The organism is Geodermatophilus sp. SYSU D01036, from assembly GCF_054050435.1.
On record NZ_JBJGZJ010000025.1, the window covers coordinates 44,060 to 57,386 of the forward strand.

The window sequence follows — 13,327 nt, forward strand, 5'->3', positions numbered from 1 at the left end:
AGGTCGCCCGGTCCCGGGTCCCTCGGCGGCCCGCCGTGCCGGGCTCCCCGCCAGGCCGCGAAGGCCCGGGCGCCGCAGGACGAACGGCACTGACCCGCGCGCGGCGGCGTGGACCAGGGTGGCTGCATGGCGTCGAGAGGGACGGCGGGAGGAGCCGGTGCAGCTGCCCTGTCGCCGGTGCTGGAGGCGATCCTGAACCAGTCGCGGGTCCACCGGGAGCACGAGCGGTTCTACTCGTCCTCCCCGCTGGAGACGGCGTTGCGGCTGCAGCGGCACGCCCGCACGCTGCAGGCGCTGGGCGACCGGTGGGCCACCGTCGTGCCCGCGCCGCGACGGGAGGTGGTCAGCCCCTACATGGGCGCCGACGACCTCAACAGCGAGGCGGCGATCGCGCTGGACGGGGCGCTGTTCCTCGAGGGGGAGGGGCGGCCGGCGGAGATCACCGCGATGATCGCCGAGCTCCGCGCCGACGCCGAGGGCTTCGTCGCCGGCGGGCGCTGGCTGGCCACCGCGATGGAGGCCGCCTGGCAGGGGGCGGCGGCGGTGCTGGACGTGGACGGGCTGGCCGACGTGCTGGGCGAGCGGCACCGGATCATCAGCAACGACTGGCTCGCGGCGCACGTGCAGTCGCTGCTCGGGCAGATGCTGGCGCGTGCGGCGGACATGCTGGAGCGTCTCGACCTCACCCCCGGCGCGCTGCGCGCCGACCTGGCCGGCGCCCGGGTCACCCCCCGCCGGGTGCACTCGGTGGCCGAGGTGGTCTCCCGGGCGGCCGACCTGTGCTGTGAGTCCTCCCGGCTGGTGCACGACAACGAGCGTCGCTGGCGCGTCTTCCGGCACCGGGTGGCGGAGGTGGCGCGGGCGATGGACGCCGGTGCCGCTCCGGCAGCGCAGGTGCCCGACGACGACGCGCCACGGGACGGGTGGTCCGGCGGCGCGTCCGGGCCCGGGTGACGGGACACGGACCGTCGGTCAGCGCGGCAGAGCCGCCGAGGGGAGGCGTGCCAGCCGGTCGAGCAGCGGTGGCAGGACGGCGTCGAGGTCCTCGGTGAACAGCAGGTGCACCTCGGAGTCGACGACGAGCAGCTCCCTGTGCGGCGCGACGATCCGGTCGTAGACCAGCCGGGTGTAGGACAGCGGGAACAGCGGGTCGTCGCGACCGGCGACGACGGTGACCGGGCAGCGGACGCTCCCGTCGCCCAGGCCGGACAGGTCCGCGGCGACCGGGCCGGCCAGGAACCGCAGCGGATGGGCGCGCAGGCCCAGCGGGTCGGTGTGGAGGTGGTCGGCGTTCGCCGGGTCGCGTGTCACGCGGGCCATGTCGAGGTAGGCGTCGAACGGGACGGGCACCCGCGGCAGCAGCCGGCCACCGCTCCGGACCGCCGCGACCACCGCCGGGTACACCCGTGCCAGCCACGCGGGGAACCGGGTGATCCCGACCGTCGACGGCAACGACGGGGCCAGCACGTTGTGGGCGAACACCGCATCGAGCCGTTCGCCGGCGGCGGCCAGCGCCATCGCCACGACGCCGCCCTGGCTGGAGCCGACCACCGCGACCGGCCTGCCGGGGAAGGCGGCGCGGGTCCGGGCCACCGCGTCGCGGGCGTTGGTCACCAGGGTGGGGAACACGAGGGGCCGGCGCACCCGGGGGCTCTTGCCGTGGCCCTGGGAGTGGACGCCGACCGCGGCGATGCCGGCGCGGTCGAGCGCGTCGAGGAACTCCTCGTAGAACAGCGGGTGGGTCACGGTGCCGGGCAGGAAGACGACGGCCCGCCGGTCGGGTCGCCCGTTCCACACCGACAGCACCATCGGTGCCTCCGCCGACCGGAGGAGGACCTCCCGGTAGGCGTCGGGCCGCTGGACGGCGTTGAGCCGGCGCCGGGTGGCCGTGCGCATCGGCGGGTCCTCTCGGGGCTGCTGCGGCCGTGCCGGTGGCCGCCCGGGTCATCCTGTGGCGACGGCGAACCAGGTCTCCTCCTCGGCGAGGTGGAGCTGCAGCAGGGTGTGCAGCGCCGACAGGGTGGCGAGGAGGTCGCCCCGGCGTGCGGCGTCCATCCCGCCGCCCTCCTCCAGCGCACGGAGGTGGGCCTGCAGCCGGTCGGTCAGGCGGCCGATCTCGGCGTGCGACCGCTCCATGGAGGCCACCGCCTCGCCGGCCCCCCGGACCGCGGCCAGCTCCGGGACGAGCTGGGTCTGCTCGGCGTGCTCGTGGGGCAGGACCCGGTCGACGAGCGCGCTGCGGGCCCGGTGCAGCGCCCCGACGGCGTCCGGGGACGGCCCGTCCGCGAGGGCGTCGGCGGCGGACCGCAGCAGCGGCAGGACCTCCCGGACCTCGTCGTGCTCGCCGGCGAAGCGGCGCACCAGGGCCCGGGTGCCCGGCCGCACGGCCCGGCCGCGGTCCCGCCCGCCGCGGAGGGCGCGCAGCGCGTTGAGGATGACCGCGACGTCGATGGCCTCCTGCAGCAGCGCCCCGAACGTGGGCGGGAGCAGCCCGACGGCGGCGAACGCCATGGCCGCCAGGGACAGGCCCATCCCGGCGACCGCGCTCTGCACGGCGATCCGGCGGGCGCGGCGGGCGATCTCCATGGCGTCGGCGACCCGGTCGAGCCGGTCGGTGGTGAGCACCACGTCGGCGGCCTCGGACGAGGCGGTCGCCCCGCGGGCGCCCATGGCGATCCCCACGGTCGCCGCCGCGAGCGCGGGGGCGTCGTTGAGCCCGTCGCCGACCATCACGGTCACGGCCCGCTCCTGCTCGGCGCGGACCGCGGCGACCTTGCTCGCCGGCGTCTGCTGGGCACGCACCTCGTCGAGTCCGAGCACGGTGCCGACCTCCCGGGCCGGCTCGGGACGGTCGCCGGTCAGCAGCACGAGCCGGCCGATCCCGGCGGAGCGCAGCCGCTGCAGGGTCAGCGCGGCGTCGGCCCGCAACGGGTCCTTGAGCAGGAGCGCCCCGGCCGGTGCGCCGTCGACCTCCACCCAGACCAGCGCGCAGTTGTCGAGCCCGGCGCGGGCGACCGCCGTGCGACCCCAGGGGGCGTCCGGCTCGGCCTCCCGCTTGCCGACCCGCACACGGCGGCCCTCGACGGTGGCGACGACACCGCGGCCGGGCTCCTCGTGCACGTCCCGGGGCAGGGCCGGCGCCAGGCCGCGCGCCCGGGCCTCGGCCACCACGGCCTCGGCGAGGACGTGCGGAGAGAGCTGGTCGGCCGAGGCGGCCAACCGCAGCACCTCCGGGGCCGGCCAGCCCGGCGCGGTCAGCACCTTGGTCACCGCCGGGCGGCCGGCGGTCAGCGTGCCGGTCTTGTCCAGCAGCATCGTCCCGGCCAGCCCCAGGTTCTCCAGCGCGCCGCCGCTGCGGACCACGACGCCGAGGCGGGAGGTCCGCGACAGGCCGGAGACGATGGCGACCGGTGCCGCCAGCAGCAGCGGGCAGGGCGTGGCGACCACGAGCACCGCGACGGCGCGCTCGATCGACGCGCTCACCAGCCAGGCCAGTCCGGCGACGGCGAGCGAGAGCGGCAGGAACCAGGCGGCGAACCGGTCGGCCAGCCGGACGACCGGGGCGTTCCCGGCACCGGCCTGCTGGACCAGCGCGACGATGCCGGCGTAGGTGCTCTGTGCCGCCGGCACCGTGCAGCGCACCTCGAAGGCGCCGCCGGCGTCGAGCGTGCCGCTGCGCACGGTGTCCCCGACGGCCCGTTCGACCAGCTCGGGCTCTCCGGTCAGCGCCGACTCGTCCAGCACCGCCGGGCCGCCCTCCACCAGCCCGTCGACCGGGACCACCTCGCCGGGGCCGACCACCACGAGGTCCCCGACCCCGACCTCGTCGACGGGGACCTCCGTGACGACGTCGCCGACCCGGCGGCGCGCCGTCCGCGGCGCCCGCTCCAGCAGCGCCCGCAGGTCCCGGGTCGCCCGCCGCTGCGCGGCGGCGTCCAGCGCCCGCCCGGTCGCGAGCATCACCGCGATGAGCGCGCCGGCCAGGTACTCGCCCACGACCAGGGTGCCGAGGAGCGCGAGCAGGGCGATCAGGTCCACCCCGAGGGTCCGCCGCAGCAGCGCGGCCACCATCCACCCGGCCGCCGGGACCAGCGCGACCAGCGTGGCAGCGGCCCACAGCGCGTCGTCCCACCCCTCGGCGCCGACCGCCCAGCCCAGGCCGCCCGCCGCGAGCAACCCCAGCGTCACCACCAGCAGCGCCGGCTCCAGCCACCGCCGCAGCCGCGACAGCCGCCCGGGGCGGGGGGAACGGCGGGACGGGACCTCGACGACGGACACGCGCGTCTCCCTCCCGGTGGCGGCCGGCGGGGCCCGGCCGGCACCGACACTCGCCGTCCCGGGTGGCGGGGACCATCGGCGCGGGACCCGGACCGGGAGGGCCCAACGGCTCTCCCTGACGACGACCGGGGACCGGTGCACTGCTCGGATGACGACCGGTGCCACGGCAGGAGCGGGCGTCCGGGGTCTCCGGCTGCCCCGGACGGCCGGCCGGGCGCCCGTCTACCGGCACCCGGGGGACCTGCTGCGCGTCGGGCTGGGGCTCGCGCTGCTGGGGCTCACCGTCCTGGTCGCCCGCCGGGGCGAGCTGAGCGTCTACGAGGCCGACGTCTTCCGGCTGGTCAACGACCTGCCCGCGCTGGTGCACGGGCCGGTGTGGGTGGTGATGCAGCTCGGCAACGGGCTGGCGGCGGTGGTGACGGCCGCCGTCGCGGCCCTGCTGCGGCAGGTCCGGATGGCCCGGGACCTGCTGGTGTCCGCCGTCCTCGCCGGGCAGGCCGCGACCCTGCTCAAGGACGTCGTCGGCCGGGAGCGGCCCGGGGGTCTGGCGGTGGGCGAGGTCCTGCACGGCGGCGCGCTCGGCGGCCACGGGTTCGTCTCGGGGCACTCGGCGGTCGCCGCGGCCCTCGCCACCGCCGTGGCGCCGTACCTGTCCCGGCGGTGGCGGCGGGCCGCCTGGGCGCTGGCGCTGGCGGTCGCGCTGGCCCGCCTCTACGTCGGGGCGCACCTGCCGCTCGACGTCGTCGGCGGCCTGCTCGTGGGATGGGTCACCGGCTCGCTGGTGCACTACGCCTTCGGCGTGCCCCGGCGGCGGCCCGGGACCGCCCGGGTGGCCCGGCTCCTCGACCGGTTCGGCCTGCCGGTGCGCGACCTGCGGCCCGCGGAGGTGGCGGCCCGGAGCTCGCACCCCTTCACCGCCACCGGCCCCGGGGACCGCCCGCTGTTCGTCAAGGTGCTCGACCCCGACCCCCTCGACCGCGACTGGCTGTACCGGGCGGCCCGGCTGCTCGTGGTCGGGGACGTCCGGGACGCCGATGCCCTCGCCCCGCTGGCGCAGCAGGCGGCCGACGAGGGCGTCGCCATGATGAGCGCCCGCGAACGGGGGGTCCGGGTCCCCGGCATGGTGCTGGCCCGCGGCACCGGCGGCTGGGCCCTCGTCGTGCAGGACCGGGTCGACGCCCGCCCCCTGGAGGGCCTCCCGCCCTTGGAGGTCACCGCCGGGCTGCTGGAGCGCGTGTGGGCCCAGGTCGCCCTGCTCCACGCGGCGCGCCTCGCGCACCGCGACCTCGTGGCCTCCAGCGTGCTCGTCGCCGCCTCCGGCGAGGTGTGGGTCGTGGACTTCGGCAACGCCGTCACCGGCGCCGACGACGAGACCCTCGGCCGGGACGTCGCCGAGCTGATGGCCTCCCTGGCTCTGCGCGTGGACCCCGGCACGGTCGTGGACACCGCGATCGGGACGCTCGGGCCCGGCGTCGTCGCGGCCGCACTCCCCGGCCTGGAGCCCCTCGCCCTCTCCGCGGCCACCCGTGCCGGACTGCGCGCCGACCCGGCCCGCCTCCCGCAGCTGCGCCGCGTGGCCCACTCCCGGCTGGGCCTGCCCGACCCCGACCGCCCCCGCCTGCCACCCGCGGGCCCCCTGGCGTGGGCGCTCGTCGCCGCCGGCACCGCCACCGTCTTCGTCGGGCTGGAGTGGGTCGCCGGGGTCACCGGGGTGCTCGCCGAGGTGGAGCTCCAGGGCTGGCGCTGGCTCGGCGGTGCGCTCGCGCTCGCCGTCGCCGCCCGCGCGGCGGCGGCGGCCGCGGCCCGGGCCGCGGTCGACCGCCGGCTGGCCGTCGGCCGCAGCTACGTCGCCGCGCTGGTCACCGACGGGGCGGCGTTGGTCCACGGCCGTGCCGGAGCCCGGGTCGTCGCCGGCCGGTACCTGGAGCGGGCCGGCATCCCGCCCGGGACCGCCGCCCGGGCGCCCGACCCCGTCCGGGCCGGCGCCGTGCTCGGCGCGGCGGTCGTGGCGACCGCGGCGGTCGCCGCGGCGTTCGCCGACGGGCGCCTCACGAGCTGGCGGACGCCCCCCTCGTGGCTCCCGCTGCTCGTCGTCGGCGCGGCGGCCTGCCTGGCGACCTGGGCCGGTCAGGCGCTCGCCCGGCATCCCGGCGCGCTGCCCGTCGGGACGGAGCAGTCCCCGGACCTGCGGCCGGGCGCCGCGCGAGCGGCGACGGTCGTCGGCTGGTCCGCCGCGGCGGTCGCGCTCGAGACCGCCGCCCTCGTCGCCGCGCTGCACGGCGTCGGCGGGCACGTGCCGATCCTGGTGACCGCGGCCGTGTACGCGGCGCTCCGCCTCGGCTGGGCCGTGCTGCCGTGGCTCGGCGCTCCCGGCATCGCCGAGGTCTCCCTGGTCCTGGCGCTCACCGCGTCCGGCGAGCGGCTCGCCCAGGCCTGTGCGGGCGTCCTGTTCTTCCGCCTGCTGACCTGCTGGGTCCCGGCGCTGACCGGGTCGTTCGCCGCCGCGCGCTTCGAGCAGCGGCTGTTCCTGTGATCGCGCGGTCCCGCGGCTCGCGCCCGGGGCCGGAGCCGGCCCCGGGCGGGGGTGCCTCAGACCCGCGTCGTCCGGCGGCCGACGGTGGCCTGCACCGGGCCGAGGGCGATGGCCAGGCCGATCGCGGCGCTGATCGCGTGCAGCCAGTTGTCCGCCGCGTTGATCGCCAGGAAGTCCCACGTCTCGCCGACGGCGAACAGCCCGTACACGAAGGCGGCGCCGTAGCCGACGGCGAGCAGCCAGCCGTAGGTGCGCGCGAGGGCGAGGGAGCGGGCCAGGGCGAGTCCGGCGACGCCGATGGCCAGGTGGACCAGGTTGTGCAGGGGGTTGACCTCGAAGCCGAGCAGCTCGTCGCCGGTGTGGGCGGCGAAGTCGTCGAAGCCGGTGACGAAGTAGCCGGCGACGCCGGCGACCGTGTAGACGGCACCGACGACCAGGGCGGTGACCTGCGGCCACGTCCAGGTCCCGGGGGTGCCGACGGTGCGGTCTCGTGCGGACATGGGGTGCCTCCTCGGGGAACGTCCGCGGTGAGGGCCCCAGTGCGCCGCCGTGCGCGGGAGTGCGCCAGAGCAGCAGGTCACCGAGGGGCGGGACCTGGGTCGGCGGACGGTGGTGCCGGAGGTCCCCGCCGTCCGACGGAGGTGCCGGACGGCCCGCGTCCCCGGTGCCGTCCGGCGGTGGACGGGCGTGTTCCGGTCCGCCACCGTCGGCAGCGGGACCCGGCGAGAGGAGCCGACCATGCACCGCACCGAGCCCGGGAGGACGGCGTCCGCACGGGGCCCCCGGACCCTGGCCGCCCTGGTGCTCCTCGGGGGACTGCTCGCCGGCTGCGGCGGGGGTGGCGGGGACGGCACCGGGTCCGACGGCGGCGCCACCGCGACGGCGTCGCCGCCCTCGCCCTCGCCCTCGCCCTCGCCCTCGTCGTCGCCCTCGCCGTCGCCCTCCCTCTCGCCCTCGCCGGACGGTGCCGACGGCGAGCAGGACGACGGGGCGCCGCAGCCGCCGTTCCCCGCGGACACCGCACCGGACACCGAGGAGGCGTCGTCCGACGCCTCCGGCAACGTCACCGCGATCCGCATCGGCCGCCACGACGGCTTCGACCGGGTCGTGTTCGAGTTCGGCGGCACCGGGACGCCCGGGTGGGACGTGCGCTACACCGACGACCCGGCCCGGCAGGGCAGTGGCGAGCCCGTCGACCTGGCAGGGGACGCCACGCTCCAGGTCGCGGTGACCGGGGTCGGGTACCCGCCCGACACCGGGGTCGACGAGTACGCGGGACCGCGGCGCCTCGCCGCCCGGGACACCGAGGTCGTCACGGAGGTGTACTTCGACGGGACCTTCGAGGGCGTCACGGCGGCCCTGGTGGGCACGGAGTCGGAGGCGCCGTTCCGCGTCTACCTGCTCGAGGACCCGGCGCGGGTCGTCCTCGAGGTCGCCGATGCGCCCTGACCGCCGGGCGCGGTCAGGGCGGTGACGTCGACGGCGGCGGCGTCGCCGGCCAGCCCGTCGTAGGCGGTGAGGACCCCGGGCACGCGGGCGGTCGCGAACGCCGACGGCTGCCTCTTCTGCCCGGCCGACAGGGACGTCAGCCCGCGGCGGACCGACCGGGGGTGACCCGGCCGTGGTCACCGACGGCGGAGGCGACCGGGCAGGCCAGCAGCTCCGCGAGCGCCCGGCGGTCCGGGTCGCCGGCCGGCACGCCGCGCCGCAGGGCCAGGTAGCCGGCGAGGGCGTCGAGCACGGTGAGCGCGCTGTACCGGGTCGGAGGCCAGCTACCGGTCGTGAACCGGCGGCCGTGCCCGGCCCTGCGGCGTGTCGGCGAGGTCCCGGCCCATCCGGTCCAGCGCCCGGCGGACCCGCTCGTCGTCCCCCCGCCCGAAGCGGACGAGCACCGCGGTGACGGCGTGGCTGTCGCACAGCAGCGTCCCCCAGACGGGCGGGTCGCCGCGCCGGAGGGCGGTGTACGACGGGAAGCGGCCGCTGGGCTCCTGGTGGGAGCACCCGGTCGAGCAGGTGCTCCACCCGCGGGTCGTCGCGGGCGCCCACGCCCCGCTCGGCGAGCGGCAGCAGCCAGTCGGGGGCGAACCGGGGGCTGTCGTGACCGGAGAACGACTCGCCGGCCTCCCGGTCGGGCAGCCGGTCCAGCAGCTCCCGCGTCGCCGGGTCGGCCAGGGACGCGTCGTGCGCCGCCCGCACGTGCGGGTCCTCCGGCGGGCGGCCGAGCACGGCGGTGAGCACGTGCCAGCGGGCGGCGGGGTCGTCCGAGGCGAGCAGCCAGGGGAGCGGGTCCCCACCGAGCGGCGCCGTCCACGGCGTCGGGTCCACCCGGCCGGTCCACGGACCCCGGGGACCCACGACGAGAGGCGCAGGTCCCCGTCCGGCGGGGCCGGCCGGCGTCAGCCGGGCGGCACCTGCCCGGTGACCGTGCCCCCGTCCACGACGAACTCCGACCCGGTGGAGAAGCTGCTGTCGTCGCAGGCGAGGAAGACCACGAGCGCGGCGACCTCCGCGGGCTCACCCATGCGCGGGATCGGCATGACGGCGAGCATCCGGTCGCGCATGGCCTCCTGCACCGGGTCGTGCGACTCGGTCATCGGCGTGCGGATGGGACCGGGGTGCACCGAGTTGACCCGGATGCCGTCCCGGGCCAGCTCCAGCGCCGCGGCCTTGGTCAGGCCGCGCACGCCCCACTTGCTGGCCACGTAGGCGGACAGCGCGGCGTAGGCCTCCAGCCCGGCCGTGGAGGAGATGTTGACGATCGAGCCGCCGCCGGCCCGCCGCAGGGACGGGATCGCCGCCTGCGTGCCGAGGAAGACGCCGGTCAGGTTCACGTCCAGCACGGTCTGCCAGACCGCCGGGTCGAGGTCGGCGATCGCGCCCCAGCGCACGATGCCGGCGTTGTTGACCAGCACCCCCACCGGCCCGAAGGCGGACTCCGCCGCGGCGACCGCCGCCCGCCACTGGCCGGCGTCGGTCACGTCCAGGTGCACCGCGCGCGCCCGGTCCTCGCCCAGCTCGGTGACGACCTTGGCCGCGTCGTCGTCGAGGACGTCCCCGACGACCACACGGCCGCCCTCGGCCACGACCGCCCGGGCGACGGCCGCGCCGATGCCCCGCGCGCCGCCGCTGACCAGGACCGTCCTGTCGTCGAGCCTCCCCATGACGCCTCCCGGTCCGGGCCGTCCCTCGGCCGTGCAGGGCATCCGGCGGCGCTCGGCCCGCCGGATGCCCGCGCGGCCAGGGTGACCGGCCGCGAGCCGCGGGACCACCGACCTCGGGCCCCGCCGCCGGTGACCTCGGTCCTCCGCCACCGGTCACCCCGACGGTGGACACGGGAGGTCGTTCGCGGCCGCCGGGCGGGACGAAGGCCCGTGGGCGCCGCCTCCCCGGCGCACCCACCCTCGACGGAGGACGGCCGACGAGGGGCGGTGCCGACGGTGGACCTGGAGACGATGGCCCGGACGGCGCGGACGCTGGTGGCCCCCGGCAGGGGCATCCTCGCCGCGGACGAGAGCACGCCCACGATGGCGCGGCGCCTGGCCGCGGTCGGCGTCGCGTCCACCGAGGAGCGGCGCCGGGCGTACCGGCAGCTGCTGTTCACGACCGAGGGGATCGCCGAGGCGATCAGCGGGGTGATCCTGTTCGACGAGACGATCCGCCAGCGCGCCGACGACGGCACCCCGCTGGTCGAGGTCCTGCGCCGGGCCGGCGTGGTCCCCGGCATCAAGGTCGACCGCGGGACGGTGCCGCTGGCCGGCTTCCCCGGCGAGGTGGTCACCGAGGGGCTGGACGGGCTGCGGGTCCGGCTGGACGAGTACGCCGAGCTCGGCGCGCGGTTCGCCAAGTGGCGGGCGGTGGTCCGGATCGGGGAGGGCCGGCCGACGGCGACCTGCCTGGAGGCGAACGCCGCCGCCCTGGCCCGGTACGCGGCGCTGGCCCAGGAGGCCGGCCTGGTGCCGATCGTCGAGCCCGAGGTGCTCATGGACGGCGGGCACGACCTCGAGTGCTGCGCGGAGGTCACGGTCGCCGCCCTGCGGGCGGTGTACGACCAGCTGGCCCGCCACCGCGTGGTCCTGGAGGCGAGCCTGCTCAAGCCGAACATGGTGCTGCCGGGGGAGGACTGCCCGTACCGGGCCGGCCCGGAGGAGGTCGCCGACGCCACGATCGGCGCGCTGCGGCAGGCCGTGCCCGCGGCGGTGCCCGGGATCGTCTTCCTCTCCGGCGGCCAGTCCGACCAGCAGGCCACGCTCCACCTGGACGCGATCAACCGGCGCGCGCCGCAGCCGTGGGAGCTGAGCTTCTCCTTCGGCCGGGCGCTGCAGGCCCCGGTGCTGCGCGCCTGGGCCGGCGACGACGCCCACCGCGACGCCGCCCAGGCCGCCCTCCGGCACCGCGCGGCGATGAACGGCGCCGCCCGCCGCGGCGGCTACCGCCCCGAGCTCGAACAGCCCGTGCCCGCGGGCGCCTGACCCCTCCCGGCCATGCGGTGGCAGCGCGCTCCCTTCGCCGACCGGACCGACGCCGGCCGGCGGCTCGCACCGCGGCTGGAGCACCTGCGCGGCCGGGACGTCGTGGTGCTGGGCCTGCCCCGGGGCGGGGTGCCGGTCGCCGCCGAGGTGGCCCGGCACCTGCACGCGCCGCTCGACGTGCTCGTCGTCCGCAAGCTCGGCGTGCCCGCCCGGCCCGAGCTGGCGATGGGCGCCGTGGGGGAGGGCGGCGTGGAGGTGCTCAACGACGACGTCCTCGCCCGCGCCGGGGTGGGCCCGGCGGAGCTGGCGGCGGTCGAGCGGCGGGAGCGCGCGGAGGTCGGGCAGCGCGCGGTGCGGTTCCGCGGGGACCGGTCGCCGGTGCCGCTCACCGGCCGGACCGCGGTCGTGGTGGACGACGGCATCGCCACCGGTGCCACCGCGCGGGCCGCCTGCCGGATCGCCCGAGCGCACGGCGCGGCGCGGGTGGTGCTCGCGGTACCGGCGTGCTCCCCGTCCACCGCCGAGCGGCTGCGCCGGGAGGTGGACGAGCTGGTGGTCCTGACGACCCCGGCGGACTTCGTCGCCGTCGGGCAGGTCTACGACGACTTCCGGGCCGTTCCCGACGACGAGGTCGTGGCCCTGCTGCGCCGGATCGCCCTGCGGGACGAGGAGGTCGAGGTGGCCGCGGGGACCGTCCGGCTGGCCGGGCGGCTCTCCGTCCCCGAGCACCCGCTCGGCCTGGTCGTGTTCGTGCACGGCAGCGGCAGCAGCCGGCACAGTCCCCGGAACCGGTACGTCGCCGGGGTGTTGCAGGAGGCCGGCCTGGCGACCCTGCTGTTCGACCTGCTCACCCCCGCCGAGGAGGCGCACCGGGCGAACGTCTTCGACGTCGGCCTGCTCGCCGGGCGGCTGGCGCAGGTCCTCGCCTGGCTGCGCGAGCGGCCGGGGTCCCGGTCGCTGCCGGTGGGCCTGTTCGGCGCCAGCACCGGCGCCGCGGCGGCGCTGTGGGCGGCCGCGGACCCCCACGTCGACGTCGCCGCGGTGGTGTCGCGCGGCGGGCGGCCCGACCTGGCCGGCCCGCGGCTGGGCGAGGTCCGGGCCCCCACGCTGCTCGTCGTCGGGAGCCGGGACACCGTCGTGCTCGAGCTGAACGCGCGGGCGGCGCGCCGGCTGCGCTGCGAGCACCACCTCGCCGTCGTGCCCGGCGCGACCCACCTGTTCGAGGAGCCGGGCACGCTCGAGGCCGCGGCGCACCTGGCGCGCGAGTGGTTCGTCGCACACCTCGCCCGTGCCGCGCAGCCCAGCGGGTGAGGCGGGCTCAGCCGCCGGGCCGGTCCGGGTGCTGCCGGTCCTCCCGCGCGGCGGCCCGGTCGCGGGCGGACTCCTCCCGGTCGGTGCGGGCGGCGTCGCGGTCCTCGGCCGAGGCGACGCGGTCCCGCCACGCCCCGGTGCGGTCGCTCGCGGCGGTGGTCCGGTCGGTCGAGGCCTGGACGCGGTCGGACTCGGTGAGGCGCCGGTAGCTCGCCCCGACCTCCTCGTCGACGGCGCTCTGCTCGCGGCGGGCCTCGTCGGGTCCCTCACCGGGTCCCTCACCGGCCCGGGCGGCGAGCCGGTGCGCCCATCCCTCCTCGCCGGCGCGGCGCTGCTCGGCTGCCGCGTCCCGCCACTGCGCGACCACGTCGCGGGAGGCGGCCTGCCGGTCGCGCGTGGCGGCCGCCTCGTCGCGCAGGCGAGCCGCCTCCTCCCGCGACCGGGCGACCTCGTCCCGGTCGTCGGCTGCCGCGTCCCGCCGTCGGGCCGCCTCGTCCCGGGCTCGGGGAGACGTGTCCGCGGCGTCCTCCGGCCAGACGGCGCCGCGCTCGTGCGCGGCGGCCTCGAGTGCCGCCATGGCCTCCCGCTCCAGGCGGTGGGCGTCCTGCAGGCGCCCGTCGTCGAGCGCCTGCTCGGCCATGCGGTGGAGGGTGGCGGCGAGGCTGTCCTCGGTGGCGGCCACCGTGGCGGCCAGGTCCCGCAGCCGCCTCCGCTGCTCGCGCCCCCGGGCGCGAGC

General features: G+C 78.3%; 10 protein-coding genes and 1 pseudogene. 5 read left to right on the forward strand and 6 right to left on the reverse strand.

Annotation, left to right across the window (positions count from 1 at the left end):
* Positions 1-177 precede the first annotated feature (177 nt).
* Positions 178-954: a hypothetical protein gene (locus ACI8AR_RS19805; protein ID WP_457052521.1), complete on the forward strand. Its 777-nt coding sequence runs from the start codon at positions 178-180 to the stop codon at positions 952-954.
* Between the two features lie 18 nt (positions 955-972).
* Here ACI8AR_RS19805 and ACI8AR_RS19810 read toward each other — a convergent pair whose 3' ends face one another.
* Complete coding sequence (locus tag ACI8AR_RS19810; RefSeq protein WP_457052522.1) at positions 973-1,896, reverse strand: alpha/beta fold hydrolase; 924 nt, start codon at positions 1,894-1,896, stop codon at positions 973-975.
* 48 nt (positions 1,897-1,944) lie between these two features.
* Positions 1,945-4,278 (reverse strand): heavy metal translocating P-type ATPase, encoded by a 2,334-nt coding sequence (locus ACI8AR_RS19815; protein WP_457052523.1) that lies wholly within the window; start codon positions 4,276-4,278, stop codon positions 1,945-1,947.
* Positions 4,279-4,426: 148 nt separating this feature from the next.
* On the opposite strand from ACI8AR_RS19815, the gene ACI8AR_RS19820 reads away from it, so the two are divergent.
* A complete protein-coding gene (locus ACI8AR_RS19820) occupies positions 4,427-6,811 on the forward strand; it encodes a phosphatase PAP2 family protein (protein WP_457052524.1) in 2,385 nt (794 codons plus the stop codon).
* A gap of 56 nt (positions 6,812-6,867) precedes the next feature.
* Here the strand turns inward: ACI8AR_RS19820 and ACI8AR_RS19825 are convergent, their stop codons facing one another.
* A complete protein-coding gene (locus ACI8AR_RS19825) occupies positions 6,868-7,311 on the reverse strand; it encodes a DUF4383 domain-containing protein (protein ID WP_457052525.1) in 444 nt (147 codons plus the stop codon).
* A 238-nt stretch (positions 7,312-7,549) separates the two neighbouring features.
* Between ACI8AR_RS19825 and ACI8AR_RS19830 the strand changes: the two genes are divergently transcribed.
* Positions 7,550-8,260, forward strand: a complete 711-nt coding sequence (locus ACI8AR_RS19830; RefSeq protein WP_457052526.1) for an AMIN-like domain-containing (lipo)protein — start codon at positions 7,550-7,552, stop codon at positions 8,258-8,260.
* 136 nt (positions 8,261-8,396) lie between these two features.
* Here ACI8AR_RS19830 and ACI8AR_RS19835 read toward each other — a convergent pair whose 3' ends face one another.
* A complete protein-coding gene (locus ACI8AR_RS19835) occupies positions 8,397-8,552 on the reverse strand; it encodes a hypothetical protein (protein WP_457052527.1) in 156 nt (51 codons plus the stop codon).
* A 655-nt stretch (positions 8,553-9,207) separates the two neighbouring features.
* A complete protein-coding gene (locus tag ACI8AR_RS19840; protein ID WP_457052528.1) occupies positions 9,208-9,972 on the reverse strand; it encodes an SDR family NAD(P)-dependent oxidoreductase in 765 nt (254 codons plus the stop codon).
* Positions 9,973-10,239: 267 nt separating this feature from the next.
* Between ACI8AR_RS19840 and ACI8AR_RS19845 the strand changes: the two genes are divergently transcribed.
* Positions 10,240-11,280 carry a class I fructose-bisphosphate aldolase gene (locus ACI8AR_RS19845; protein WP_457052529.1) on the forward strand — a complete coding sequence of 347 codons (1,041 nt, stop codon included), beginning with the start codon at positions 10,240-10,242 and terminating at the stop codon, positions 11,278-11,280.
* 12 nt (positions 11,281-11,292) lie between these two features.
* The gene (locus ACI8AR_RS19850; protein WP_457052530.1) at positions 11,293-12,591 is read left to right on the forward strand and encodes a phosphoribosyltransferase family protein; all 1,299 of its coding nucleotides are present in this window, start codon (positions 11,293-11,295) and stop codon (positions 12,589-12,591) included.
* Between the two features lie 7 nt (positions 12,592-12,598).
* Here ACI8AR_RS19850 and ACI8AR_RS19855 read toward each other — a convergent pair.
* A pseudogene (locus ACI8AR_RS19855) lies at positions 12,599-13,327 on the reverse strand (hypothetical protein); the annotation flags it as partial.